Annotated in this window: 22 protein-coding genes and 2 tRNA genes; 14 read left to right on the top strand and 10 right to left on the bottom strand. The window is 66.7% G+C overall.

Annotated elements, in window-relative coordinates; genetic code table 11:
* Positions 1–85: 85 nt before the first annotated feature.
* The 5 genes from AB0M45_RS32765 to AB0M45_RS32745 all read right to left on the bottom strand — a co-directional run bounded on the left by AB0M45_RS32765 (position 86) and on the right by AB0M45_RS32745 (position 4,697).
* Positions 86–274: a hypothetical protein gene (locus tag AB0M45_RS32765; protein ID WP_364337159.1), complete on the bottom strand. Its 189-nt coding sequence runs from the start codon at positions 272–274 to the stop codon at positions 86–88.
* A 702-nt stretch (positions 275–976) separates the two neighbouring features.
* The gene (locus AB0M45_RS32760) at positions 977–1,459 is read right to left on the bottom strand and encodes an NUDIX domain-containing protein (RefSeq protein WP_364337157.1); all 483 of its coding nucleotides are present in this window, start codon (positions 1,457–1,459) and stop codon (positions 977–979) included.
* 233 nt (positions 1,460–1,692) lie between these two features.
* Positions 1,693–2,955, bottom strand: a complete 1,263-nt coding sequence (locus AB0M45_RS32755; RefSeq protein ID WP_364337155.1) for a DUF6596 domain-containing protein — start codon at positions 2,953–2,955, stop codon at positions 1,693–1,695.
* On the bottom strand, positions 2,952–3,353 hold the full coding sequence (locus AB0M45_RS32750; protein WP_364337153.1) for a YciI family protein: 402 nt from the start codon (positions 3,351–3,353) through the stop codon (positions 2,952–2,954). Before AB0M45_RS32750 ends, AB0M45_RS32755 begins: the two co-directional genes overlap by 4 nt.
* A gap of 108 nt (positions 3,354–3,461) precedes the next feature.
* Positions 3,462–4,697: an FAD-dependent oxidoreductase gene (locus tag AB0M45_RS32745; protein ID WP_364337151.1), complete on the bottom strand. Its 1,236-nt coding sequence runs from the start codon at positions 4,695–4,697 to the stop codon at positions 3,462–3,464.
* 177 nt (positions 4,698–4,874) lie between these two features.
* Here AB0M45_RS32745 and AB0M45_RS32740 point away from each other — a divergent pair, with 177 nt between their 5' ends.
* The gene (locus AB0M45_RS32740; RefSeq protein WP_364337149.1) at positions 4,875–5,516 is read left to right on the top strand and encodes a DsbA family protein; all 642 of its coding nucleotides are present in this window, start codon (positions 4,875–4,877) and stop codon (positions 5,514–5,516) included.
* A gap of 123 nt (positions 5,517–5,639) precedes the next feature.
* Here AB0M45_RS32740 and AB0M45_RS32735 read toward each other — a convergent pair whose 3' ends face one another.
* Positions 5,640–6,557 (bottom strand): M48 family metallopeptidase, encoded by a 918-nt coding sequence (locus tag AB0M45_RS32735; protein WP_364337173.1) that lies wholly within the window; start codon positions 6,555–6,557, stop codon positions 5,640–5,642.
* A 360-nt stretch (positions 6,558–6,917) separates the two neighbouring features.
* Here AB0M45_RS32735 and AB0M45_RS32730 point away from each other — a divergent pair, with 360 nt between their 5' ends.
* Positions 6,918–7,385 (top strand): ribose-5-phosphate isomerase, encoded by a 468-nt coding sequence (locus tag AB0M45_RS32730; RefSeq protein WP_364337147.1) that lies wholly within the window; start codon positions 6,918–6,920, stop codon positions 7,383–7,385.
* Between the two features lie 159 nt (positions 7,386–7,544).
* Positions 7,545–8,357: a DNA-formamidopyrimidine glycosylase family protein gene (locus AB0M45_RS32725; protein ID WP_364337145.1), complete on the top strand. Its 813-nt coding sequence runs from the start codon at positions 7,545–7,547 to the stop codon at positions 8,355–8,357.
* Between the two features lie 30 nt (positions 8,358–8,387).
* On the opposite strand, the gene AB0M45_RS32720 is transcribed toward AB0M45_RS32725, so the two are convergent.
* Positions 8,388–9,338 carry a GGDEF domain-containing protein gene (locus AB0M45_RS32720; RefSeq protein ID WP_364337143.1) on the bottom strand — a complete coding sequence of 317 codons (951 nt, stop codon included), beginning with the start codon at positions 9,336–9,338 and terminating at the stop codon, positions 8,388–8,390.
* 1,114 nt (positions 9,339–10,452) lie between these two features.
* Here AB0M45_RS32720 and AB0M45_RS32715 point away from each other — a divergent pair.
* Positions 10,453–10,526: transfer RNA gene (locus tag AB0M45_RS32715), tRNA-Gly, on the top strand.
* A 47-nt stretch (positions 10,527–10,573) separates the two neighbouring features.
* Positions 10,574–10,650: transfer RNA gene (locus tag AB0M45_RS32710), tRNA-Pro, on the top strand.
* Between the two features lie 49 nt (positions 10,651–10,699).
* Here AB0M45_RS32710 and AB0M45_RS32705 read toward each other — a convergent pair.
* The 3 genes from AB0M45_RS32705 to AB0M45_RS32695 form a co-directional block, all read right to left on the bottom strand.
* Positions 10,700–11,050 carry a hypothetical protein gene (locus AB0M45_RS32705; protein ID WP_364337141.1) on the bottom strand — a complete coding sequence of 117 codons (351 nt, stop codon included), beginning with the start codon at positions 11,048–11,050 and terminating at the stop codon, positions 10,700–10,702.
* Positions 11,051–11,115: 65 nt separating this feature from the next.
* Positions 11,116–11,712, bottom strand: a complete 597-nt coding sequence (locus AB0M45_RS32700; RefSeq protein ID WP_364337138.1) for an asparagine synthase-related protein — start codon at positions 11,710–11,712, stop codon at positions 11,116–11,118.
* 25 nt (positions 11,713–11,737) lie between these two features.
* A complete protein-coding gene (locus AB0M45_RS32695; protein ID WP_364337136.1) occupies positions 11,738–12,469 on the bottom strand; it encodes a MerR family transcriptional regulator in 732 nt (243 codons plus the stop codon).
* 272 nt (positions 12,470–12,741) lie between these two features.
* Here AB0M45_RS32695 and AB0M45_RS32690 point away from each other — a divergent pair, with 272 nt between their 5' ends.
* The 9 genes from AB0M45_RS32690 to AB0M45_RS32650 all read left to right on the top strand — a co-directional run bounded on the left by AB0M45_RS32690 (position 12,742) and on the right by AB0M45_RS32650 (position 23,470).
* Positions 12,742–13,194: a hypothetical protein gene (locus tag AB0M45_RS32690; protein WP_364337134.1), complete on the top strand. Its 453-nt coding sequence runs from the start codon at positions 12,742–12,744 to the stop codon at positions 13,192–13,194.
* 49 nt (positions 13,195–13,243) lie between these two features.
* Positions 13,244–14,137 (top strand): ROK family protein, encoded by an 894-nt coding sequence (locus tag AB0M45_RS32685; protein WP_364337132.1) that lies wholly within the window; start codon positions 13,244–13,246, stop codon positions 14,135–14,137.
* Positions 14,138–14,508: 371 nt separating this feature from the next.
* Entirely contained in the window at positions 14,509–15,633 is a 1,125-nt protein-coding gene (locus AB0M45_RS32680) for a GAF domain-containing protein (RefSeq protein WP_364337130.1), read from the top strand.
* Positions 15,634–15,702: 69 nt separating this feature from the next.
* Positions 15,703–16,707 carry a conjugal transfer protein gene (locus AB0M45_RS32675; RefSeq protein ID WP_364337128.1) on the top strand — a complete coding sequence of 335 codons (1,005 nt, stop codon included), beginning with the start codon at positions 15,703–15,705 and terminating at the stop codon, positions 16,705–16,707.
* A gap of 16 nt (positions 16,708–16,723) precedes the next feature.
* The gene (locus tag AB0M45_RS32670; RefSeq protein WP_364337126.1) at positions 16,724–16,984 is read left to right on the top strand and encodes a hypothetical protein; all 261 of its coding nucleotides are present in this window, start codon (positions 16,724–16,726) and stop codon (positions 16,982–16,984) included.
* Positions 16,981–17,517, top strand: coding sequence for a hypothetical protein (locus AB0M45_RS32665; protein WP_364337124.1), 537 nt, complete (start codon positions 16,981–16,983; stop codon positions 17,515–17,517). Before AB0M45_RS32670 ends, AB0M45_RS32665 begins: the two co-directional genes overlap by 4 nt.
* Complete coding sequence (locus tag AB0M45_RS32660; RefSeq protein WP_364337122.1) at positions 17,517–20,045, top strand: ATP-binding protein; 2,529 nt, start codon at positions 17,517–17,519, stop codon at positions 20,043–20,045. Before AB0M45_RS32665 ends, AB0M45_RS32660 begins: the two co-directional genes overlap by 1 nt.
* On the top strand, positions 20,042–22,504 hold the full coding sequence (locus AB0M45_RS32655; protein ID WP_364337120.1) for a hypothetical protein: 2,463 nt from the start codon (positions 20,042–20,044) through the stop codon (positions 22,502–22,504). The genes AB0M45_RS32660 and AB0M45_RS32655 overlap by 4 nt, the downstream gene beginning before the upstream one ends.
* Before the next feature lie 57 nt (positions 22,505–22,561).
* On the top strand, positions 22,562–23,470 hold the full coding sequence (locus tag AB0M45_RS32650; protein ID WP_364337118.1) for an NlpC/P60 family protein: 909 nt from the start codon (positions 22,562–22,564) through the stop codon (positions 23,468–23,470).
* Positions 23,471–23,989: the final 519 nt, after the last annotated feature.

Here is a 23,989-nt window from a genome sequence, read left to right as displayed (position 1 = left end):
TCCGCGAACGGATCGAATGCGAGGACACGGGCCGGATGAAGCCCGATGCGTCACGAGAGTACTGATCGGCTCCCGGCTGGACAGCCTATTTGATAGGGGAAAGGTTGCGGTACAACATTTCTCGGCTCGGCGCTATCGTCGCAGCGCTGGGCGCGATGCTGGTTTCCGGCGCAGGCAGCACCATCGCGAACGCCGGTCCCAGCGGGCCGCTGGTGAGCGATGCGCGAAGACAGCTGTGTGACAACGGATTCATCTTCTCGAAGCCGACGATCATACCGCCGGAGGTTCATGCAGACACATGGGCGAAATGCGACATACCCCGCGACGGCGACCCTGGTCTCACGCATGACTACTACCTGAGCTTGCAGCGGCTCAATAACTCGGGCCAGTGGGAATCCGTTGGCCAGCACGTACGAACCAGGCTGGTGCCGTGGTCGCGTCAGACTCACACCGCCACTGCTCCCTGTGTGCCAGGGAAGTGGCGTATGTACGCCCAGGTAGTGGGTACGATCCAGGGCAGGCCATATGGCCCGATCGAGACCATATCCGGTACGCGAGATGTTTCGGCCGACGACTGCAAAACAGGCGGATGACATGAGATTGCCGAACGGACGGCGGTACGCCGACTACGACGGGCCGGTTACGATGCGCAATCACCTGACCGGCCTGTGGAGGGCAGCGACGCGACCACGGCCCCGGCGATGGCTGAACCCGCGGTACACGTGCGGGGGCCACATGCTGAATCGCGAGATGGGTTGGTGGACAGTCCGACCCATGATCGGATGGCGGTCACGGCGATGGGTCGGCAAGCCGGCTTACGCAACCCGAGCCATCCCTCCCAACGATCTCGAGGCAGCCCAGAACTGGATGGTCGCGTCTCTCGGAATTTGACGGAACCAAGCTCGCCCGGCAGCATGGATTCGGAGGCTTGACGTTGAACCATATGCACGCCGGGAAGGCTGGGCGTAGTGGCGGGTCAGCCCGCCAGCTGCTCGGTCAGCCGGTCCAGATAGGGCCGCTGGCCCGCAACCAGTTTGTCCCGCGCGGTAGCCGGATCGAACCACTCGGCGCGATCGATCTCCGGGAACTCCACCAACCGGCCGGAGCGGGGCGGCCATTCCAGCTGGAAGGTTCCCGGCACCACGTCCGAGGGATCGAGGTCGGCCTCCACGGCCCACGCCGTGAGGATTTTCTTGCCCGCGCCGCTGCCGTAGCGCACCTCGCCCAGTGGCAGCCACTCACCAGCGGGAGCGGGCAGGCCCAGCTCTTCGGCGAACTCGCGGGCCGCCGCGGCGCGTCCGTCCTCCGTCTCCGGCTCGTACTCGCCCTTGGGAATCGACCATGCGCCCAGGTCTTTTCGCGTCCAGAACGGCCCGCCCATGTGCCCGAGCAATACCTCGACGGTGTCGCTCGAGCTCCGGCGAAACAGCAGGACTCCCGCACTGTGTTTGGCTGCCACACCGCGTAGTCTGCCCTCGCTGTGGTCGGCAATTCGCTCCGCCCTGCCGGGCGCGCCGCCGGAGCAGCCGCCACGCGCGCCGGTGTGTGTCGGGACGAATGCACTACCGCTCTCCGCATGGTTGCCGCTCCGGCTCCCAACGACCGCGGACTCTCTGTCTCGAGTCCTCGCACGCTGCCCGCCGCATGCGAGCCATGCGGGAGATCAGTGAAGCGTTAGTAGAGCTGCCCGGCTTACCGGGGGAGATTTGTGCGCATGACGTGACGTAGCCGCGCTGCCCGGATGGTGAGGTAGTCGCGTTCGGGGATGCTCGTCGTTCGCGCGGCGGCCTTGGCATAACAAGCGATGGCCGCGTCGATGTCGCCGACCATCTCGTGGAGGTGGCCGCGCACGGAGTCGAGCCGGTGCGTGCCCGCCAGCTTGTCGTCGAGCGTCTCGGCCAGCGCGAGACCGGCTTCGGGCCCCGACACCATTGCCAGTGCAACCGCTCGGTTGAGCGTCACTATCGGATTGTCGGTGAGGTGCTCGAGGCGGTCGTACAGCGCCGAGATCTTGGCCCAGTCGGTGTCCTCGGCACGCGCGGCCTGGGCGTGCAGAACGGCGATGGCGGCCTGGATCTGGTACGGCCCGCGCAGGCCGCCGGCGAGCGTGCCGGTGACCAGCGTGGTTCCCTCGGTGATCAAGGCCCGATTCCACCGCGCGCGGTTCTGTTCGGCCAGCGGAATGAGCTCGCCGTGCGCGCCGATGCGAGCGGCGCGGCGAGCATCGGTGAGCAGCATCAGCGCGAGCAACCCGGTGACCTCCGGATCGTCGGGCAGCAGCCGGTGCACCGCCCTGGCGAGCCGGATCGCCTCGTCGGCCAGGTCCGTGCGTTGCAGAGTCGGCCCCGAGCTGCTGGTATGTCCCTCGTTGAAGATCAGGTACAGCACGTGCAGGACCGCGCCGAGCCGCTCGCGCCACTGCTCGTCATCGAGCCGCGCGAAAGGCCGCTCCACGGTGGCCAGTTTCTTCTTCGCCCGCGTGATCCGTTGCGCCATGGTCGCATCTGGCAGCAGGAAGGCGCGCGCGATCTGTTCGGTGCCGAGCCCGCCGACCGCGCGCAACGTGAGCGCGATGGCGGCGGCCGGGGACAGGGCCGGGTGGCAGCACAGGAACAGCATGGTGAGCGTGTCGTCGTGGTCGACCGGGACGGCGTCGGTCACCGCGCGGTCGAACGCGGTGGTTTCCCTGCGCCGCCGGGCCACCTCCGCGCGTACCGCGTCGGCCATCCGTCGCTGCGCCACCTGGATCAGCCAAGCGCGTGGATCGTCCGGCAGTGCTCGCGGCCATTGTGTCGCGGCCGCGAGCAGGGCTTCCTGCACTGCGTCCTCTGCGGTGTCGAAATCGCCGAACCGGCGGACGAGCGTTCCGAGGACCTGCGGCGCCAGTGTGCGCAGCAGGTCCTCGGTGCTCGCCGGGAGCGGTGTGTCGTCGGGCACCGCACGCCGGTCGCTCACTGCTCGGTGTCGGGGGCGCCCATCACCGCGCGAACTTCGATGTACTCGCCAATCGGTTTACCACCCGGACCGGGTGCGGCGGAGGCCTGCGCGGCGATCTCGTAGGCCCGTTCCGGGCTGTCCACGTCGACGAGCCAGTACCCGGCCAGGAACTCCTTGGTCTCCGGGAACGGTCCGTCGGTGATCACCGGCGCCGAGCGCCCGTCCGAACTGACCATCCGCGCCTCGCTCGGCCCGGCCAACCCCTGCGCGTCCACCAGCTCGCCCGACTCGGCGAGCTGCGCACCCAGCGCGCGCTGGAAGTCTATGTGCGCCTGGATCTCTTCCGGTGACCATTCGTTGATCGGTGTGTCGCAGAAGCTTGTGGGTCCGTAGGTCTTCAACAGCATGTACTTCACGGTTCGTTTCCTCTCCTCCGGCGCTCGGCCGCATGGGGCGCCCGGTGGCGCCCGCGATGAGGTCGGCGCCCGGCGCACGGATCCGACACATTCATCGCGTGATCCACATCACAGTGACGTTCCGGTGTCGGCGAGCCGGTCCGGATCGACCGGTGCGCCCGCCAGGATCAGTTCTTTGATCCGGTCGGTCACATCCCAGACGTTCACGTTCATCCCGGCGAGCACTCGGTTGTCCGAGTCCAGCCAGAACGCTACGAACTCGCGGGCCGCTCGGTCGCCGCGCACGACGACCCTGGCGTATTCGCCCGGTGCCGCGTATCCGGTGTACTCCATGCCGAGGTCGTATTGATCGGTGAAGAAGTAGGGCAGCCGGTCGTATGCGACCTCTTTGCCGAGCATGGTCGCGGCCGCGACCGCAGGCTGGTTGAGCGCGTTCGCCCAGTGCTCCACGCGGATCCGCCGGTCCAGGACCGGGTGCCGGTGTGCGGCGATGTCGCCGACCGCGACGATGTCCGGATCGCTGGTGACCAGGCGCTCGTCGACGAGCACGCCGTCGTCCACCGCGAGCCCGGCGTCGGCGGCCAGCTCCACGTTCGGGCGCGCGCCGACCGCGATCAGTACCGCGTCGGCTTCGATCGTGCTGCCGTCGGCGAGCCGGACACCGTTGGCGAGCGCGGTGGCGATGGCGTCCTCGGTGGTGATCGCCTCGACCTGCGCGCCGAAACGGAAATCGACGCCGTTGGCCCGGTGCAGGTCGGCGAACACCTGGCCCATCTCGGGCCCGAGCGCCGCCCGCAACGGCAGGTCACCGAGCTCGACGATGGTCACCTCGACGTCCGCGGCGCGGGCCGCCGCCGCGACTTCGAGACCGATCCAGCCCGCCCCGATGATGACGATCCGGCGCGTGCCGCCGCCGAACAGTTCGATCAGTGTGTCGGAGTCCTCGATGGTGCGCAGTGTGTACACGTTGGGCGCGTCGGCGCCCGGAATGGACAGTGTGCGCGGCGTCGAGCCGGTGGCGAGCGCGAGCTTGTCGTAGGGCAGCGTGGAACCGTCGGGCAGGGTGACCGTCTTCGCCGCGGCATCGAGCCCGGTGACCGTGGTGCCCAGACGCACGTCCACGTGGTGGTCGCGGTACCACTGGGCGGGCTGCACGATGAACTCGGTGAACGCCTTCTTCCCCGCGAGATGCTCCTTCGACAGCGGCGGCCGGTCGTAGGGCAGGTGTTCCTCGGCGCCGATCAGCGTCACGGTTCCGCCGAAGTCCTTGTCCCGCAAGGCTTCCGCGACCTTGGCCGCGGCCAGCCCGCCGCCGACGATGACGAAATGCCGGTCAGAACTCATCGCGGACTCCTTCTGGCGAAGTGAACCAGGCTCCTGCCGACCAACCCTACTGGCCGCCGCGTGGGCGGCTCGGGAAAACGGCGCGCCGAGTGGGAACGAATCGCCCGCCGGTGTGGTTGCTCGGTAAGGCGGCCAGCTGTGCGCCGCCCGTTGCATGCGATCGAGAGGAAGCCGCCCGTGACCGACAAAGCCGCCAAGGACGTCGCCGATTTCTGGTTCGACCCGCTATGCCCCTGGTGTTGGATCACGTCCCGCTGGATCCTCGAGGTCGAGCAGGTCAGGGACATCGAAGTGCGGTTCCACGTGATGAGCCTCTCGGTGCTGAACGAGGGCAAGGACGTTCCCCCGCAATACCAGGAGCTGCTCGCCACGGGCTGGGGGCCGGTCCGCGTCGCGATCGCGGCGGCGCAGGAGCACGGTGACAAGGTGCTGTCGCCGCTGTACACCGCGATGGGCACGCGTATTCACAACCGGCGCGCGGAGTACGAACGCGAGAGCCGCAAAGACACGCTCGCCGCGGTGATCGCCGACTCGCTCGCCGAGGTCGGTCTGCCCGCCGAACTGGCCGCGGCCGCCGAGAGCACCGAGTACGACGAGGCATTGCGCAAGAGCCACCACGAGGGCATGGACAAGGTCGGACCGGACGTCGGGACCCCGACCATCCATATCAACGGGACCGCGTTCTTCGGCCCGGTGCTGTCGCGCATTCCACGCGGCGAGGAAGCGGGCAAGGTCTGGGACGGCGCCGTGGCGCTGGCGTCCTACCCGCACTTCTTCGAGTTGAAGCGGACGCGAACCGAAGATCCGTCGTTCGACTGAGCAACCCCACGGCGAGTGCCGCTCGCGGCACTCGCCCCGGTCACAGCATCGCTTTCGCGGACTGGCCGGTGCCGCACGGTGTGAAGTCGGATTGCCGCGCGGCGGCGCATCCGGCGCCCGCGCTCACAGCACGGATTTCGGCGGACTCGCCGGTACCTCACCGTAGGAACTCGGGTAGCCGCCCGTCGGCACGGCCGCGCCAGTGGGTGGGTTCGGGCGCAGGAAAAGCTTGCCGTGCCTGCTGCGATCGCGCAGCGCCCACATTCGCCAGGTCAGCACGGGATGACTGGACAGGGCGTTCACCATCCAGACGAAGAACCCCTTCTCGAGCGACGCCCGGTCGGCCATCTCGTCGAAGCCGACCAGCCTGTTCATGTACTTGCCCGCGGCCAGCGTGCCCATCGCGCCGGACGCGCCGGTGTGCCGGTTGCAGTAACCGTGATTGTCGGCGGTGTACTCCTGCGCGCGGATCAGGCTGCTGCCGATGATCGGCAGGAACGGTACGAGGAACATGCCCAGCTGTCGCCAGTACGACGTGTGCCCGGCCGCGATGTGGCCCACCTCGTGACCGATGATGAACGCCAGCGCGTCGGGTTCGCGTGCGGCGCCGCCGATCTCGAACAGGTCGCTGTAGACCACCACGAAGCGCCGGAAGCCGTGTCCGCTGGCGAACGCGTTGATCTGGCCGTTGCCGAGCACCACGTACGCGTCCGGCACCTTCGCCATGCCGAAGCGGGCGGCCGCCTCCACCACCATCTGGTAGCCCTCGGGGAACTGCGTCGGCGACATCCGCACGCCGTTCACCCGCTGCGACGCGTAGGTGATACCGCGACCGAACCACAGCAGCAGCGGGGCGGCCACCAGCGCCAGGACGTATTGGTCGACGTTGCCGGTCACCAGGAGCAGCACGGCGATCAGATAGGCGAAGACGGTCAGCACGATCACGATCACGAGCATCGGAACCTCCCAGCTGTGCCGCGCGGGCATGCCGAACGGCGACAGACCACGCGGTTGCCGCTGCGGGGGCACCGCGGGCGGCATCGGCGCACCGGGGTAGGGCGCGTAGGCGGGATACGAGCCGGTGGGCACCGGCGGATACGCGCCCGAGGGGTACGGCTGTCCATAGGGTGCGGCGGCAGGTGGGTTCGGAACCTGCGCCCATCCGGCCTGCTGAGCATACGGGTCGGCCTGCGGGCCCGTCTGGTCGTGCGGCTGGGGTTCGTGCGGCTGCATGAGATGAACTCTATTCAGTTGCCGGAAACGCGCAGAGCCTCGTGCCACGGGACAATGGCCGCGAACACAACTGGCGTATCGGTCGATTCGCGGCGGCGGGCGGTGGTGCCGATCGCGGGGTGTGCCCTGTTGCCCGCCGCGCAGTGGCGGCCTGACACAATGCCTGCCATGCGCGTATACCTCGGTGCCGACCATGCCGGTTTCGAACTGAAGAATCACGTCAAGGCCCATCTGGAGCAGGCGGGCCACGAGGTGGTCGATTGCGGCGCGCTCGTCTACGACGCGCTCGACGACTACCCCGCGTTCTGCATCGAGGCGGCTCGCCGCACCGTCGCCGACCCGGGCAGCCTCGGCCTGGTGTTCGGCGGCAGCGGCAACGGCGAGCAGATCGCGGCGAACAAGGTGCCCGGTGCCCGCTGCGCGCTGGCCTGGAGCGTCGAGACCGCGAAGCTGGCCCGTGAACACAACAACGCGCAGCTGATCGGCATCGGTGGCCGGATGCACTCGACCGAGGAGGCGCTGGCCATCGTGGACGCATTCCTCGCCACCCCGTGGTCGGGCGAGGAGCGCCACCAGCGGCGCATCGACATCCTGGCCGAGTACGAGAAGGGCAGGTCCGCCTCTCCGAGTATTTAGGCCGTACTAGCCGGTTGCCGCAGGATTTGCGTTCAGGTCCTGCGTTGGTGCCGCTCGAGTTGTGGGCGTACCCGGTGAGTTACCCATGTCCTTGCGAAACCAGTCGGCGCGTAGGTATCGGGTATCTCGGGCCGCAGAGGGAGAGGATCTCAGCGCTCGATGCCGGAAGGGCATACGCTGCACCGCCTCGCGCGGCTGCATCAGCGCCGTCTCGCGGGCGGTGTGGTGCGCGTATCCAGCCCGCAGGGCAAGTTCGCCGCGGACGCGGCCCGGGTGGACGGCGGGGTGCTGATCAAGGCCGAGGCGTGGGGCAAACACCTGTTGCATCACTACGACTCCGGCTTGGTCGTGCATGTGCATCTCGGCCTCTACGGCACCTTCACCGAATCCGAACTGCCGATGGGGGAGCCGGTCGGGCAAGTCCGGATGCGCATGATCGGGGGGCCGGAGGGACCGTCCGGCTTCGGCACCGACCTGCGCGGGCCCGCCGCGTGCGAGATTCTGCTCGCGCCCGAGGTCGCCGCGCTCACCGACCGACTCGGCCCGGACCCGCTGCGCCGCGGGGCCGACCCGGACCGCGCCTGGCGACGTATCCATCGCTCACGCAGGCCGATCGGTGCACTGCTGATGGATCAGCAGGTCGTAGCCGGCGTCGGTAACGTCTATCGCGCGGAACTGCTGTTCCGCCACCGGATTTCGCCGCATCGCCCCGGCGTGGCGCTATCGGCCGACGAATGGACGGCCATGTGGACCGATCTTGTCGCGCTGATGCGGGTGGGGGTACGCGTCGGGAAGATGGTCGTGGTCCGGCCTGAACACGACCACGGCGAGCCCTCGTATGCGGCCGATCGTCCGCGCACCTATGTCTACCGCCGTCAGGGAGCGCCGTGCCGTCTGTGTGGCACGCCGGTCGCGCATCAGGTCATGCAGGCCCGAAACCTCTTCTGGTGCCCCACCTGTCAACCGGACTGACCCGAACAGGTCGCAGGCGGTCGGTACCGGTCATCCCGCGACGGCAGTGTCGACACCCGGCTCGTCCGCGAAGGCGAACCGGCGCCCGCCCGCCGTCTTCGCGGAATACATCGCGCGGTCGGCACGGCGCAGGAGATCGGTGAAATCGAACGGGCTTCCCGGCGGGTTGTAGGCGGTTCCGACACTCGCCGACACCGGGACCGGGCCCGCCGACGACCAGACCGGGTCACGGAGCGCGGACACGATCCGGTGTGCGAGGTCGCCGAGGGTGTTGCGGTGCGCGTTGATCGCGAGCACGAACTCGTCGCCGCCGTACCGGCAGATCACGGTGTCCGGCGGGCAGGCTTCGCGCAGCCTGCCGGCCAGCTCGACCAGCACCTCGTCGCCGATCGCGTGCCCATACCCGTCATTGATCTGCTTGAACCGGTCCAGGTCGATCAGCAGCAGCCCGACGCCGCGGCTCGGGTCGGTGGCCATCAGCCGCACCTTGTCCTGCAGCAGCGTGCGGTTGGCCAGATCGGTGAGCGCGTCGTGGGTGGCCTCGTGGCGCAGCCGGTGCTGCAGCGCGGCGATCTCCTGCACCCGCAGCGACACCTTGGCCGACAGGTTCTGCTCCTGCTGTGCGAGCGCCCGCTCCTGCAGCGCCTGCGCGTAACTATCGATGGCCTGGCTGGCGATGAACGGCCAGCGCGTGGCGACCAAGGAACCGGGCGTGCCGGAGGGAAAGCCGAGCAGCCATCGCGTGGCCTGCGCCAACATCCGGATCCGGTCGAACGGCGCCTCGGCGAGCCTGGCACCCAGCATCCGCGCTTCGAGCCAAGGGAACGGCTCGGTCCTCGCGAGCGTGAGCAGCCGCTCGATGATCTCGATCAGCACCGGCTCCAGCTGCTGGGGTGTGGCGCCGGACCCGGGTTCGGCGCAGACCGCACGAGCCCATGCTCGGGCCATGGTGGCTACCGGGGGTTCGATATCGGTGGACATCGGACTCACCCGGTGTGGGTGACGTCGGTGCCCAACTGTCCTGTGCTGACACAGGCGCCGGCGTCACGCTGATCGTTCCCACTGCTACGCGGTTGTGTCCACCTGGTTCGGCGCACGCTCACCGCCCCCTTTCCAGATACCCCCGTCCGGCAAAAAGGATCCTAGCAAGCCACTCGGCATCGAAAAGCACCGTTTTACAACGTGTTCTCGACACCTCGCGAATAGCGATCGGGAATGTGATCGTACCCGTCGCGTTGGTGTTACACCCGAATTCCGTTCGCTGCGAAATCGCGCCGTGACGTGCCGGCGACACGCTGTGGGATGTGGGCTGGGAGTGTCGCGCGGGCCCTGAGTACAGCCCGAACCTTCCCCGCGCCAGCGGCTCTCCGAGAATCCGTTCTCGCACGCGACGTCCTTGTCTTCCCTGTCGAGCTTCGAATGGTTGTTCCGGGCGGTCTCGGCTCGGTCTTCGCGTTCGCACCGTCTTCTCGGCAGGTTCCGGGTCGCGGACTGTTCCGCGCCCGCCGAGTCCGTGATCCGGATGCCGGACAGCGGCACACGCGATCACGGGGAACGGCGGCTCGGCGGTTCGCGCGATGACCGGTTCAGGCGTCGCTACCGCGTCCGGCCGCGCGACGCCGGCGGTTGCCGCGCGGTTTGCCGACCGTGCGCGGAAGCGGAACGATTTCGGGTCACGCTGCCCCGCCGACCTGCCGGTGCCACCCTCGGCGCTCGGCAACACGCCGAGCGTGTCAACTGTGACGGCGAGTCGTGCGGTCCTCATCGGAAATCCCCTGAGCGATGTTCCTGGCGTGATCGGCGGCGGGTCGGCGATGTTTCCCGGCGGAGTCATCGCGCGTCACTCGAGTTTCGCCCACCGGCATCCGACACGCCAGAGTTTCAATGAAAAATCCCCTCTAAAATTTCCCGCCCGCGCGCCGCTCCGGTGCGGCGGCCGAGTCGTGCGACACCCGGTGCGGCAACCCTGGAGCGCTCCGGTCCGCACCGCCGAGATCGGGCGGCCCAAGGGGGGCTGATTGGCGTTTCGGAAGCCGGATTCGGTACAGTCGGATCGCACACGACATCGTGGCGATCCCATCGGTGTCGTATGCCTGCGGGTGTAGTTCAATGGTAGAACCTCAGCCTTCCAAGCTGATGGTGCGGGTTCGATTCCCGTCACCCGCTCCACGGAGCATTCATCCTCGTCGGCGGCCACCCCGCCGCCGCGAGGGCCACGGGGTGTAGCGCAGCTTGGTAGCGCATCCGCTTTGGGAGCGGAGGGTCGCAGGTTCAAATCCTGTCACCCCGACCATCGTTCGAGGCCGATCAGCGTTCGCGGCACAGGGGCGGCGAAGCCGCGTTCATTTCTGATTCAGCAGCGCCAGGTAGAGCCGGATGGCGACCGCTTCGGCGTCTTCGGTCATGGGATCGGTATACGTACGTGCCCCAGGGAGATTCGCCGCGTGCGAACGTGCGGCCGAGGCGAGCGCGATGAACCGGCCGGAGGAGCGTTGGATCGGGGCTTTCGCCCGCCAGGCGAGATCTTCCGCGCCGCTGGGCAACTCTTCGGCACAGGCCATGCGTAAGGCGAGTTTGTCGATTCGCCGGCCATTGTGTTCGCCGAACAAAGCTGGAGGCGCGAGACATTCGGCCAGCCGCCACCACCGCACCGTTTGAAAGACGTGGACGAGTTTGTCTGCGTAGGTATTCAACAGTGCTGGATGGAAATGCGGGACCAGCCGCCGGTAGCGGAAGTTCGTCGCCGACTCGGCACGGATCAGGCTGTCGAGTTCCTCGCGGGCGGCCGCGGAGTGCAATGGATGTCGCGGCGACGTGCCGCCGCCGAAGATCGCGTCGGCGCCGGAGCCTGTGAGGATGGCGCCGACGCGCTCGAGCCGGTCGAGGCTGCGTCGCGCAGCGAGCAGGGGATGCCCGCCGCCACCTCCCACAGCTCTGCGGTGCCGAGCCTGTGCATGGCGTCGCGGGCGAGGTCGACCACTTCGGCCTCGGTCAGCCGGATGACGTCGCGGGGCAGGCCGAGCGCCGCCGCGGCCCGCACCGCTCCCGTCGCGTCGGTGTCACCGGTCGTGACGATCGTGATCGCGTATGGCCGGACGCCGAGGCGCACCGCCACCGCGGCGAGATAGATCGAGTCGACCCCGCCGCTGAGCAGGATCGCTGGGACGTCGTCGAAGCGTTCGATCACCGCGCGCACGCGTGATCGGGTCTCCTCCGCGATGAGTCCGGCCGCGACTCGGGGATCGGTGATGGTCCGTGCCGAGGGGTCGGGTGCCGCGACGGTGTCCCCGAGCAGGTCGGTGACGAACTGGATGGGCTCGGAAGTCTGTGCGCCCGCGTTGATTGCGTCGTTCACCTGGCAGGCGTGAACCGCTGCGCGGTCACAGGTCGGACGGTGCAGGCGTGCCCGAGGACACCGAGGGCGGCGGCAGTTCGGAGTGCCTGGCGAACGCTTGGTCGATCAGTTCGGAGGTGGCGCGGGTGACGATCAGTCGCGCGATCGCCAGGTCGGTCTCGAGCTTGGTGCGATCGCGCGGCGTCCGCGCGGATTCCTCGTACGTCTGCCCCGCCAAGCGGTAGAACAGCTCGGTGGCGAAGCGGTCGGCGATGCGATCGCAGTCGGCGCGCAGACGTTCGACCAACTGGAATGTGTCCCGCATCGGCAGTCCGGTGTCGGCGAGCCGGGTGGCCAGATCGCAGCACCGCGGGTTCGTGACCCGGTACGCCTCGAGCGGATCGTCGCTGGCGGCCAGCGCCTGCTTCGCATACTCCGGCAACTCGGCGTACTCGTCGTTGGGTTCGGTGGTGGCTTCCGGGTCCGGTTCCGCGGCCGCGGCCGCCGCCGCGTCCTTCACGCCGAGGACATCCGCGAGTCCGTCGCCACGGTCCCATGCCTCGAGCAGCTCCCTGATCCCGTTCAGCTTCATGCCCCGCCCGAGCAGGCGGCTGATGGTCTGCAACCGGTTGAGATGGTCCGACCCGTAGTACCCGATCCGCCCGCGCACCTCCGGCGAGGGCAGGAGACCTCGCTCGTGGTACACGCGGACGCTGCGCACGGTGGTGTCGGCTGCCCGTGCCAGTTCGTCGATCGTGAATTCAGAGTCTGCAGCCATGTTTAAAAGGAAACCATAGTCGGCCGCCGTGGAAAAGATGGGCCGTTTCATAACGTGCCGTTAAAACCAAGTAGCTGGCGGGTGCTCGAAGATCAACGAGCCGTTACATAGCGGTACAAGAGGTTGTGTGCTGGGCAACTGTGGGCTACTTTACATAGACCAGCTTATCGCGGCTGGCTTCCGGGGACTGTTGAGCAGCCCTGATGACCGTCCGATCCATGGGCCAAACACCTGACACAAGAGGTGTGCCCTCGGCATCTCCGGAGATGGCTATGAGCATTACGCGAACCCTTCCGATGGACACGGGATCCCTTGCGCCAGCGCAGATCTCGTCGATTCCGGCAAAGTCGAACCAGCGGCCCCCGTGCGCCGACGTCCCGGACAACTGGGACATGGACACCGGGAATCCGGATGCCTGGCGGTCAGCCGTGCGGACCTGTCAGAGTTGCCCCCTCTTCGTGCAATGCCGCCAGTTGGCGCAGACGCTCACAGCGCGCGGTGACGGTCCCCGCGCGATGATCTGGGCAGGAGTCGCCTACGACAACTCCGGCAGCGTCATCGAGAACCTGGATCGGCACCGCGCCGCGCCGATCGACCACAAGCGCCCCATGCGCATAATCCGCAACGGGCCGCGCCCGCTGCGTACCGTGTCCACCTTGCCCGCGCCCCGCAGGCACATCGTGCTCGGGCAACCCCTGAAGCCGACTGGCACCGACGGCCTGTGACTATGCTGCGTGGACCTTTTGGCGTCGATTCCTTGGTGGTGCGTAAGTAATGACAGTGCTGGCGTTGGAGATCGGTTCATCGAGGTTCGCCGCAAGCCGAATCGCCGACGATGTCGGCACTGACGACGTCCTGCAGATTCCGATCCCGGCTTCTGGTGCATGGGACCGGTGTCAGGAGATATTGCTCGAAGCCGCGGGCGGTGCCGAGGTCATCGGCCTCGGCATCGCCTCCGCAGGGCCGATCGACATGGCGGCAGGGGTGGTCGCACCCGCGGAAGTTCCCGAGTGGCGGGCAGGTTTCGGCATCGTGGACGCTGCTCGGAAATTGTTTCCCTCGGCATCGGTTCATCTCGCACTGGACGGTGCGTGCCTGGCGTTGGCCGAACGGAACTTCGGCGCCATGGTCGAGGTGGTGGACGCGATGGCCATCACCGCGTCCGATCGCATCAGTGGCGGGGTCGTCGTGGGCGGATTCACGGTCGTCGGGCGGACCGGTAACGCGGGACATGTGGGTCACGTCCTGGTGCCCGGCTTCGATGATCGGTGTACGTGCGGAGGCCGAGGTTGTTTGGAAGCCGTCGCAGGCGGCGCATCGGCGGTGCGGTGGGCTCGCGAGCAAGGGTGGACGGGGACGTCGGTAGCTGGATTGGTGGAAGCCGCCCGTGCGGGAGAAGAGATTCCCGCCGCCGCGCTGAGCAGGGCAGGCACCGCGCTCGGCCGGGCGATCGCGTCGGTGGCCGCACTGCTCGACATGGATCTCGTCGTGCTGGGCGGCTCGCTCGCGGGGGCCGGTCCGGTGCTGTGGAAACCCCTGAACGAGGCGGTCGCCACCCACGCCAGGCTGAGCTTCCTGCCGGGACTGCGCGTCGTTCCTTCCCAGCTCGGTGACGTCGCGTTACTGGCCGGTGCCGGGCTGCTAGCGCTCAGCCTGCAGAGCGCTTGATCGCACCCTCACATTCACGTAATTCCCTGTGTGAGAAAGGTTTCGGAGTGAGCGGTAACATTTGCCAGGCGGAAGCCTGGGGATCGCTCGCGTTCGTCTGCGATCAGTTTGCGCGCGATGTGCCACCGGACCGCGTGCCGTCTGCGGGCCTGTTCGGCTGAACGAAACGTGAACAAAATGAACACGCTGCGGCGTGTCCGATGAACATGATGGAGACTTCGTAGGGACAAAGCTGCAGCCATCCAGTTGATTGCGCCGCTGAATAACGGTACATTGCCTAGTGTCACATGATGTCTCATCCGGATTGAGGCGGATCCGGAGAACGGCTGGTACGGGCAAGTGCGAAGCGAAGTGGCGCAGTGATTCCATGGGTGACGATCGAGACGTTGGCGCCGGACGGCATGTCCGTCGCATCGGTGGGGGATGCACCGCGTGAGTTCGCGAACTGGCAGCGGGTATTGCAGCGGACGCTGTCCAAAATGCCCGCCCTCTACGACAAGCTCACTACCGCGGGACTGACCGAGGCCATTCATACCGCGCACGACCAGGCGCAGGACGTCGACCTGACAATCCAGACTCGCACCGGCCGGCATCAACTGCTCATCCGGCCGGTCTTCGGCCCGGCGGCTGACGTGCACGCGGTGCGCCTGTGGCTCGGCCCTGCCGCCGAGCGGGTGCCCGTGCCGCGTCCCGCGGTAGGCGCCATCTGGGACCTGAGCAGTCAGACCATCCAGCAGCCCAGCGGGATCACGCGGTTGTCCGGCAGCACAGCCGAGCAGTACGTGCCCAGGATGTCCATCGCGGAACTGTTCCACCGGGTGTCGAGCTTCGATCGGCACGCGGAGGTACTCGATCTCCTCTATGACCCCAAACCCGGTGACCGGATGCAGTTCGACACCACTGTGGTGCACGGGTTCGGCCGTCCGGCGCAGTGGCGGATCACCATTCGTGCCCGCGACGACGAGCGCACCCGCGGCGCCTGGTTGCTGATCGAGGACGTTACCTCGGAGAACGCGCCGTCGGCATGGCCGACCCTGGAGCGGATCGGGTTGCGCGAGGCGCATCGTCGCGCGGGTACGCATCTGGCTGTGATCCAGCTCGAGCGCACCAGCATTTCGCACTGGCTCACCGATCCCGCGCCGTGGGTGCGCTGGGACTATCTCTTCCGGCCGGTCGACGTGTTCCACCCCGATGACCGGCCTCGGCTGGTGGAACTCGGTGAACGGCTGCGGTCGGGCGACAGTGCGGGCGTAACACTGCGGGTACTCAACTACGGCGGCGGGTACACGCCCACATCCCTGCTGCTCTACCCCTATCCCGGCTACTCGAGCAGACAGCTCGCGATCGCGCAACTGGTCCGGGCCGCCGATGACGTTCCCCTGCTGGAAACCCAGCGCCAAGTCGTGGAATCGCGGCAGCGCGGCGCGCCGATCGGCTATGACGAACAATTGCGGCATTGGTTGGCGGGCAGGATGAAAAGCAACCCAGCCTGCTGAGCCTTCTGGTTCCCACTGCTGGGAACTACCGACCGGTTGGGATGGCCTGTGCTCTCTACCATTTCGAGAGTGAGGACAGTGGTTCGTGGGCCGGCAGATTCGGGTGAGGCGCTGCTTCGCCGGATGGCCGCCCGCCGCCGTCGCGACAATGTGGTGGTCGCGGTGCTTGCCGTGCTCGCCGTACTCGGCGGCGGCCACGCGATTCTCAGCGTCTTCAATTCCGGCCCTCCCGCGCCGTCGGACGATTCGACAACGGCAATTGTCGGGCGTGCGCAATTGGCCGGTTCTTTCGCCGAGCAGTTCGTCGTCACCTATCTCACCGCCGTTGCGGGCCAACAAGATCGCATCAGCGAATTCGTCGGCTCCACTCAGCAGATCGCACTGCCTTCGTCCGCGCGGCAAGTCTCCGACCCGTCGGTCGTCTATGTCTCTCGCACGCTATCGACGGGTGGGCTCGATGTCTGGTCGGTGACGGTATCGGTCCGAGTCGGCAAGAGCGGCGCACCAACCGCCCCGGAGAATCGGCAGTTCTACCGGGTCGCGGTGTCGGTATCCGACGGACGATTACGCGCGCTGTCGGTGCCCGCGGTGGTCCAGCCGCCGGCGAAGGGCGTCGATCTGAAACTGGCTTATGGCTCGCCCTGCGCAGCGGATACGCCGCTGGCGCAGGTGGCTGCGGGGTTCCTGGGTGCCATGTTGGCAGGAACCGGTGACGTGGCGCGGTACACCACACCGGATGCCGGCATGACCGCGCTGAAACCCGCCCCCTTCTCCGCCGTCGAGCTTGTTTCGCTCACCGCGGATGACGCGGGCTGCGGGTCCTCCGCTACGAAGGCCCAAGTGCTGGCCACGATCAATCCCAAAGCCGATACCGGCGCCACCGCGACGCTGGCCTACCCGCTGACGATGATCCGCAACGCCGGCCAGTGGCAAGTGGCGTCCATCGATCCGGTTCCCGCCCTGTCGAATCCGCTGGCGGTGGTCGTCGGTCAGGATTCCCGCGGCGGCGCGCCGCCCACTTCGACCTCGTCACCCTCGACGTCGGTGCAGATTCCGCCGGCGACACAGAATTGATCAGAGAGGCAGCCCGATGGGTAATCTGAGCAACATCCTCTATGGCATCCTGATCTTTGTCCGATGGGGCGGGCTGATCATCATTGCCATTATCACCATCGGGGTGGTGATTTCCGAAGGGGCAAAATCCAGGCTGTCTCCAGGCAGGATCATCGTCGTCTTCTTCTCCGGGATCATGGCCGGGGTGGTGATCTGGATTCTGCCTACCACGATCAACTACGCGCGGACCGATGCGAACCTCATCGTTCCTGATCACCCTGTCGGCGGTTATCGGTGACCCAGGTAATCAAGGTGTTCACGCCGATCAAACGTGTGCCCACGATGATCGGCAAGGCGCAGAACGGGCAGAAACTCCCGTTCGGTCCCTACACCCTGCCTCAGGTCGCTATAGGCGCGGTGTTGCTGCTGATCACATCGGTGTGTGCGATGACTCTTCCGGCCAACCCGGCGATCACCTTCATCGCTGGTGTTTCGCTGACCATTGTCGCCGTCTTCGCGCTCGGACTCGTGCCCTACACCGGCGTCCGGATGACCTCGCGCGCCCTGTGGCTGGGCAGGATCATCGTGTACCGCAAGCCGGTGTCCGCCTCGGGGATGCCGATCAACAATGACTCGGTGCGCCACACCATGTTCATCGAGGAGACGGTGGTTCTCTTGCTGCCCGACCGCCAGGACGTGGCCGCGCCGGTCGAGCCGAAGCCCGATCTCCGGCTGCTCGAGGCGATCGGCGCGGGAGGCAACGGCGCCGACCTGCGGCAGCGACTGAATGGTAACGGCGGCAACGGCCCGGAATCCGGAGGACGCCCCTGATGGCACTCGGACGAGATCTCCAGCCCACCGCGGCAATTCGCGGCAACCTCCAGTTCACTCATTCGGGTCTGGTCACCGCAACCTACTTCATCAATCCGCTCGGCTACGGACTGCGTAAGGCCAGCGACAAGCACGACGTAAAGGCGTCGCATCACGCGCTGGTCACCAACCTGCCGAATGGTTCACTGCTGCTGGGCATCCAGGCACGGCTGAATACGATCGACGTGCTCACCAAGATGGTGGAGGGCGTCGACCTGGACGAGTGCGAGGATTACGCGGACGAGGTGGTCGCCTCCTACGAGCGCGTCAGCGCGATCATGCCGCAGACCCGCATCTTCCTGCTGTCGATCCCGGTCGGCGCCAGCAACTCCAGCATTTCCTCATTGTCGCGCTTGTGGCGCGGTAGCACCGCCACGATCGACGCGACGGCGATCTCCCGGGCCGACCTGGACGCCTACGACGAGAAGGCGAACGAGATCCTGTCCAGGGTCGGCAGTGACTTCGATCCCGTGCCGGTACCCGCCGCCCTGTTCCAATGGCTGTGGGAGCACTACCTTTCCCGCGGTGCGGCGGGCGACCCGGTGGCGCCGACCCGGGCCGGCGCGCTGGACGACGCGACGGCGGCGGTGTTCCGCTCCGCCGCACTCGACGAGGGCGCACAGGCCGACAGCAATCGGCGAATCCGGCCGTCGTTCGTCCCCGTGATCAAAGTGGTGCAGCCGGATTTCGAGTACCGTCCGTCCTATCAGGCGATGCTGACGCCGCACTCGTTCCCCTACGCGGGCATGACATTTCCCGGCGGCAGCGAGTTTCTCAACGTGCTCGAGGGCCTGGGCGACGTGACCGTCGACTGGGCCATGCGGATCTCGACCAAACCCGCCGACCAGGTGCTCAAGAACAACGAGCTCAGCCTGCGACGGCTCGGTGAGCAGATGGATCAGCGGGACCAGGAGATCTCGTTCGCGCAGAACACGCTGACCTCGAAGGCGCAGATGCTCGGCGAGTACAACCACCACTTCGAGGTCAACGGCGGTGAATCGGAGGTCTCGTTCACCACCGTCATCGCCATCGGCGGACCGTCGCGGGACGCCACCATGGACGCCGTCAACACGCTCAAGCGCCGCTACAAGCGGTTCCAGGTGGAGATGACCGCGCCGGTCGGCGCGCAAGTCGACCTGTGGTCGATGTTCATTCCCGGCAGCCCGCCCCGCCGGGCCTTCGACGATTACGCCCATATCGTCCCCTCGGACATGTGGGCCGGTTTCGTGCCGTTCACGACCAGTCAGATCGGCGACGACAGCGGGCCGGTGATCGGGGTGAACCTCCTGTCGGGCCAGTTCGAGCCGATCCATTTCGGCATCATGGAGGCCGCGCTGCACGACCTGTCCGCCTCGTTCGCGGTGACCGGCGAACTCGGTTCGGGCAAGTCGTATTTCCTCAAGCTGATGGCGGTACTCGTGCACGACATGGGCGGGCAATTCCTCGCCATCGACCGCAGTCAGGTCGGTGAATGGGAGCATTTCGCGCAGTCGATCGATGACGCGGTCATCATCGACCTGGCCAATCCCACGGTGTCGCTGGACCCGCTGCGATTGTTCGATCCGCGGATCGCGGGCGAACGCGCACTGGACTCGATCCTGCCGCTGCTCGACCTGTCACCGACCTCCGGCGCTGGCGCCGCGGTGAGCAATCTGCTGTCGCCTAGAGGCATGGCCGAGCACGGGATCAGGAGCCTGCTCGATCTGTTCCACGTCGTACGCCGGTTACGGGATCACCCGGGGCAGGGAGAGGAGTACGCCGATCTCGCGGCGCGGCTCGGCACCGTGGTCGAACGGGTGCCGGTGCTGTTCGACCCCAAGCTGCGACCGTTGCGCCTCAACGCCGCCGCGACCGTTGTGCGCAGCCACAATCTGCAATTGCCGACGGCAGAGGAACTCACCACCCCACATCTGTACAACCGATTGCCGCTGACCAAGCGGCTCGGCACCGCGCTGTACGAGCTGGTCGGCGTCGCGGCGCGGGAGGCGTTCCTCAACGACAACGGCCGGTTCGGCCTCCTGGTCGGCGATGAGGCACACCACTTCACGCAAACGCAGGTCGGCGCCGCGGTCACCTCGGACTTCAGTCGTGACGGACGCAAGCACTTGGCCGCGATCGGCCTGGCGTCGCACGACCCGGCCACCGACTTCCAGGGGGCAGCGCACAACCTCATCCCCAACCGGTTCATCTTCCGGCAGCGCGACGAAACCCTGGCCCGCAACAGCTTGGAATGGCTCGGCGTCGATCTGGACGAAGCGCCCTTCCTGTTACAGATCCTTCGCGAAGAGACTTCGCCTCCGGTCGGTCCCGGGCGTCAGGTACCAGAGGAGCGTCGTGGTGAGATGTTCATGCGTGACGCGCTGAACCGCATCGGCCGGGGCAAAGTGCTCGGCCCGGCGCGTCCGGACCGCGCTGCGGCGATCACCAGCACCCCGACCAGCGTCGCAGGCCTTCGCTCCGCCCTTTCGGAACGATCGGTACTGCCATGAATTTCCGTATGGGGCCGAGCATTCGACCAGATCAGCCTTCCTTCGGGATGCCCTGGGAAATGCAGCTCTTGGACCTGGAGCGTTACCGGCCGCAGGCGGTGTTCCGGCGATTTCGTACGTGGGTGGCCGCGACTCGCCGCCGACGCTGGACCGCCTGGATTCTCATCGCCCTCTTCGTACTGTTCGTATTCCCGGGCCTGGTCGGTGCGGTATCCACGGCGCAGAACAGCACCGCCACACCGGGGGTGGCGCCCAACAGCGCACTGGGCTGGATGGATATCAAGGACTCGTCGGGGGTCCAACTTTCCAGTTATATGTTCGTGAGCAATCACGGCAGCGTGTGGAGCCTGGACATCGGAAGATTTGTGGTGTGGGCCCTGATCATCTTGTTCTTCGCGATATGGCATATCATGGCGACGACATTCGTCTGGCTGCCCAGTAAAACACTGGATTTCGGGTGGCTGAACATGTTCAGCGCGCCGTTGCGCGGGGTGGCCGAAAACTTCACCGCGCAGATCGCGACGCCGATGGTGTTGGTGACCTTCGTGACGATCGGTGCGGTCCCCGTGGGGTGGTTCATCGCGCGCGGTTTTTCCGCGAAGGCCGCCATGCAGGTCGTGACGATGGTGGGAGTGGCGATCCTCGGGCCGGTGTTCCTGGCCGATCCGCTGGCTGAGGTCTTGTCTTCGCACGGGTTGCTGGTGCAGGGGCGTGACCTCGGTATCTCGGTCGCGGCCGGCTTGAACGGCAACAGCAACCCGGATCCGAACCAGTTGGTAGCCACCATGCAGGCGCAGATGGCGGACAATTTCGTGCGGCGTCCGTTGCAAGTGTGGAACTTCGGGCATGTCGTCGACGACCGGCCGTCCTGCAAAGCGGCGTGGTCGGCCGGTGTCATGGCCGGTGATGAAGACCGTGTCAAGAACGGGCTGAAGGCGTGCGGCGACAGCGCCGCCTATGCCGCGGCCGATAATCCGAGCGTAGGTCAGATCGGAGCCGGACTGCTGCTGTTCGGGTGCGCGTTCCTCCTGCTGCTGTTCGCGGTGTACATGTCCATCAAAATCATCTGGGCTGCGCTCGACACGATCTACTACGGGTTTATGACGATCTTCGGGTTCGCCGCCGGCGGGTTCGTATACGGGCCGACGCAGACGTTCATGGTCCGGAGTGTGGTACACGGCTTTATCTCCGCGTTCCGGATGGCCGTTTTTGTTATTTTCCTGGGCTTGTACCAGCTGTTCATGGGCAGTCTGTTCCAACAGGCACGTGGCCAGGTCATGGCGGTGTTCGTCATCGGGTCGATCGTCGAGATCGTCGCCATCGTGCAGCTGCGGCGCCTCAGCAGGAGTGTGGACGGCGCCAACGATTGGGTAACCAACCGGTTCGCGCTGGCGATACAGAACGGCCTTGCGTCGCCGGGCGGCGGCGGTGCTGGTGGTGGCGGGCGGGCCCTGGGGATGGGTGACGCGAATGCGAAAAACTCGATGGGAACCCTCGGCGTACTCGCCGCGGCCAGCACCATCAACAACTCACCGATCGCCGGTTGGCTCGCTGGCCGCAACAACCCGCTCAGTCGTTGGTCCAGGCTGGACCACGAAGAAAAGAAGATCAAGAGGAGAGGTATCGCGACTAAGGAGCTGAGAGCTGCTCAGCACGGTCACCTGTACGACCGCGTTGCTGTGGCCGAGCATGCCAGGAATAGAATCCGCGGCTCGGGGGCCGGGCGCAATAGCATAGATGCCGCAGCCTTCGGCGCGGAGGAAATAGCGAATCGGTCGGGCGGTGGTGGCGTTGCATACGGCCTCCAGGTAGCCGGTTTCAACTGGAGACGCGCGATCAAGGCCGATAAGATAGAAGGGGACATCCGCGAGCATGTGGATTCTGAGCCGTTGGCGTCCAAGCACCTCGCACGCGTCCTTGCTGGTCACAAAATTTTCGAGGCGAATTACGAAAATCCGGAATGGTCGAGGGAGACGTTGGGCGGGTTGAGGGCCCATGTTGCGCGCTATCGGGAACATAATAGGGGCGGTGTCGGGCTGGACCCTCATCTGGAGGCGCTCGGCAGACAGTACCTTGACAATCCCAGCAAGCGATTCATCGATATTCTGGAGGCTCAGGCGGACGGCGCGATTAATTTCGCTACGGATCCACACCTAGTGGCCAACGGTCAGCCGTTGAGCCAGCTCGAGGCGGATCGGTTAAAGGGTTGGATTGCGAGCGAGCACGCGCTCCGGGTCGACGCGCACACCAGGTGGGTCGCCGAAGATCCACACGACTTCGAAAGGATCCGGTCGCTTCGTTCGGAGATCGACAAGGCCGCCCAGACAGACCAATGGCAATCAGGCCGGGCTGTAACGGGTTCCAACTCGCTTCCGCAGCCGGACTACGTCGCGCGGCCACTCGAGGTCATCCCGAACCGCTTTATGGACGACGCAAGAAACAACAACCCCACGCGTTGATCGGCACCAAGATTCCGGGCGCCGGGCAACCGGCTGGATTGCACAGAAGGGCATTCGATGATCGATCTGATCCGTCGTCTCCTGATCTTCGCGATCCCGTTCCGGTTGTGGGTGGTGGTGTGGTGCACGATGGGCCTCTTCGGAGTGGTCGTCGTTCTGGTACTCGTTGTTGGTGGTGCGACGTCGGCGATCGCCTCGGACCTGCACTATCAGTGCGACAGTGCGGTGGGGCCAGATCCCTCCCAGACCGTGACTCCGAGTCGCGCCTCGGCCACGTCGCGGCCGACTACGCGGAGCACACCGTCGGCCGGTGTGTCCACCGCTCCGACCACGAATCCATTCGCGGAACTGACCATCGCACCGGACGACACCAGCGCGTCCGACTGGCAGCGCGCCTGCGCTACAGCGCTGAAGGACGCGCCGTACCAAAGTGCCCCCTTGCTCACGGGCAATTCGGGAATCGGCGCCGCGTGTGCGCGTGAGCTCGCGCTCGCACAGCTGGCGGCGTCGTCGTCGAGCGGGGTGCAGAATGATACCGGTGGCCGCGCGGACGCCGCGGAGTTCACCAGATCGGTGATCTATCGGGCATCGGCCGCGCAGTCGACGGGGCGATGTGAACGTAACGCGGGTGCGGCCGCGCAGCCGCCGGCGGCGGATATCGCAAGGCAACCGAACGGTTCCGCTCGGCGGGCATGCGGACAGCCCGACGGCTCTGGTGCCGCGGTTGTCGTGCTTCCGAATACCGTTGCGGCGCAGGGCGCATGCGGTCAGCGGGTGGATCCGTCTGCGGTGTCGGCGGGCGATCTGGTTTTCTGGAACTACCGGAAGAACGGGCCGACCCAAGTCGGAATCGCCGTCAGCGCCGGCCAACTCGTCACTGCCGATACCGCCGGCGGGTTCGTGGAGCTGGCCATCCCCAGCACGAACGACGTGCGGGTGAAGCGAGTGCTCGGCAGCGGGATGTGATGGGTACGCGATGCCACCTACCGAAGTAGAGCCCCAGATCGAGGCCGGTGAAGACGCTGAGGCGCCGCCGGTTCCGGTGACTCCGTGGTCGGATCGACCGGGGAATCCGCGCACGCGGCCGGGGACTGTGGCGCCTGGGCAGTCGGGTGTTCCGTCGCCAGGTCCTGGTCAGTCGAATGGTGTTCCCGGTCCGGGGCAGTCGAATGGTGCTGGGCAGCCGGATCAGTCGGGTCAGGCTGGGCAGCAGGGTGTTCCGGGTCAGCCGGGTGTTGCGGGTGTGCCGGGTCCGGCGGGTGTGCCGGGTCAGGGGCAGCCGGGTCAGGTGCCGGGTGAGCCGCAGGCGGGTCAGCCGGGTGGTGTGGTGGCTCCGCAGACTCAGCAGGTGCCGCCGCCGGGGTCGGGGGAGGGTGAGCCGCCGGCGGGTCCGGTGGATGCGGATGTGGTGGGGGATTTGTTGCCGGTTGCGGCGATGGCTGCGCCGATGGCGATGGCGATGTTGCCGATGATTGCGTCGGCGTT

The sequence above is a fragment of the Nocardia sp. NPDC051787 genome, from assembly GCF_040681325.1.
GTDB lineage: Bacteria > Actinomycetota > Actinomycetes > Mycobacteriales > Mycobacteriaceae > Nocardia.
Note: the sequence above shows the minus strand (reverse complement) of the source record. Positions and strands in the feature narration are given on the sequence as shown.

Coding starts and splice junctions, on each gene's coding strand:
- AB0M45_RS32765 (WP_364337159.1), bottom strand. CDS start 274: ATGATCGTCGGCTTCGAGAAGATGAATCCGTTGTCACACAGCTGTCTT.
- AB0M45_RS32720 (WP_364337143.1), bottom strand. CDS start 9,338: ATGTCCACCGATATCGAACCCCCGGTAGCCACCATGGCCCGAGCATGG.
- AB0M45_RS32725 (WP_364337145.1), top strand. CDS start 7,545: ATGCCGGAAGGGCATACGCTGCACCGCCTCGCGCGGCTGCATCAGCGC.
- AB0M45_RS32735 (WP_364337173.1), bottom strand. CDS start 6,557: ATGCCGCCCGCGGTGCCCCCGCAGCGGCAACCGCGTGGTCTGTCGCCG.
- AB0M45_RS32685 (WP_364337132.1), top strand. CDS start 13,244: ATGACAGTGCTGGCGTTGGAGATCGGTTCATCGAGGTTCGCCGCAAGC.
- AB0M45_RS32650 (WP_364337118.1), top strand. CDS start 22,562: ATGATCGATCTGATCCGTCGTCTCCTGATCTTCGCGATCCCGTTCCGG.
- AB0M45_RS32660 (WP_364337122.1), top strand. CDS start 17,517: ATGGCACTCGGACGAGATCTCCAGCCCACCGCGGCAATTCGCGGCAAC.
- AB0M45_RS32690 (WP_364337134.1), top strand. CDS start 12,742: ATGAGCATTACGCGAACCCTTCCGATGGACACGGGATCCCTTGCGCCA.
- AB0M45_RS32655 (WP_364337120.1), top strand. CDS start 20,042: ATGAATTTCCGTATGGGGCCGAGCATTCGACCAGATCAGCCTTCCTTC.
- AB0M45_RS32730 (WP_364337147.1), top strand. CDS start 6,918: ATGCGCGTATACCTCGGTGCCGACCATGCCGGTTTCGAACTGAAGAAT.
- AB0M45_RS32670 (WP_364337126.1), top strand. CDS start 16,724: ATGGGTAATCTGAGCAACATCCTCTATGGCATCCTGATCTTTGTCCGA.
- AB0M45_RS32695 (WP_364337136.1), bottom strand. CDS start 12,469: ATGGCTGCAGACTCTGAATTCACGATCGACGAACTGGCACGGGCAGCC.
- AB0M45_RS32745 (WP_364337151.1), bottom strand. CDS start 4,697: ATGAGTTCTGACCGGCATTTCGTCATCGTCGGCGGCGGGCTGGCCGCG.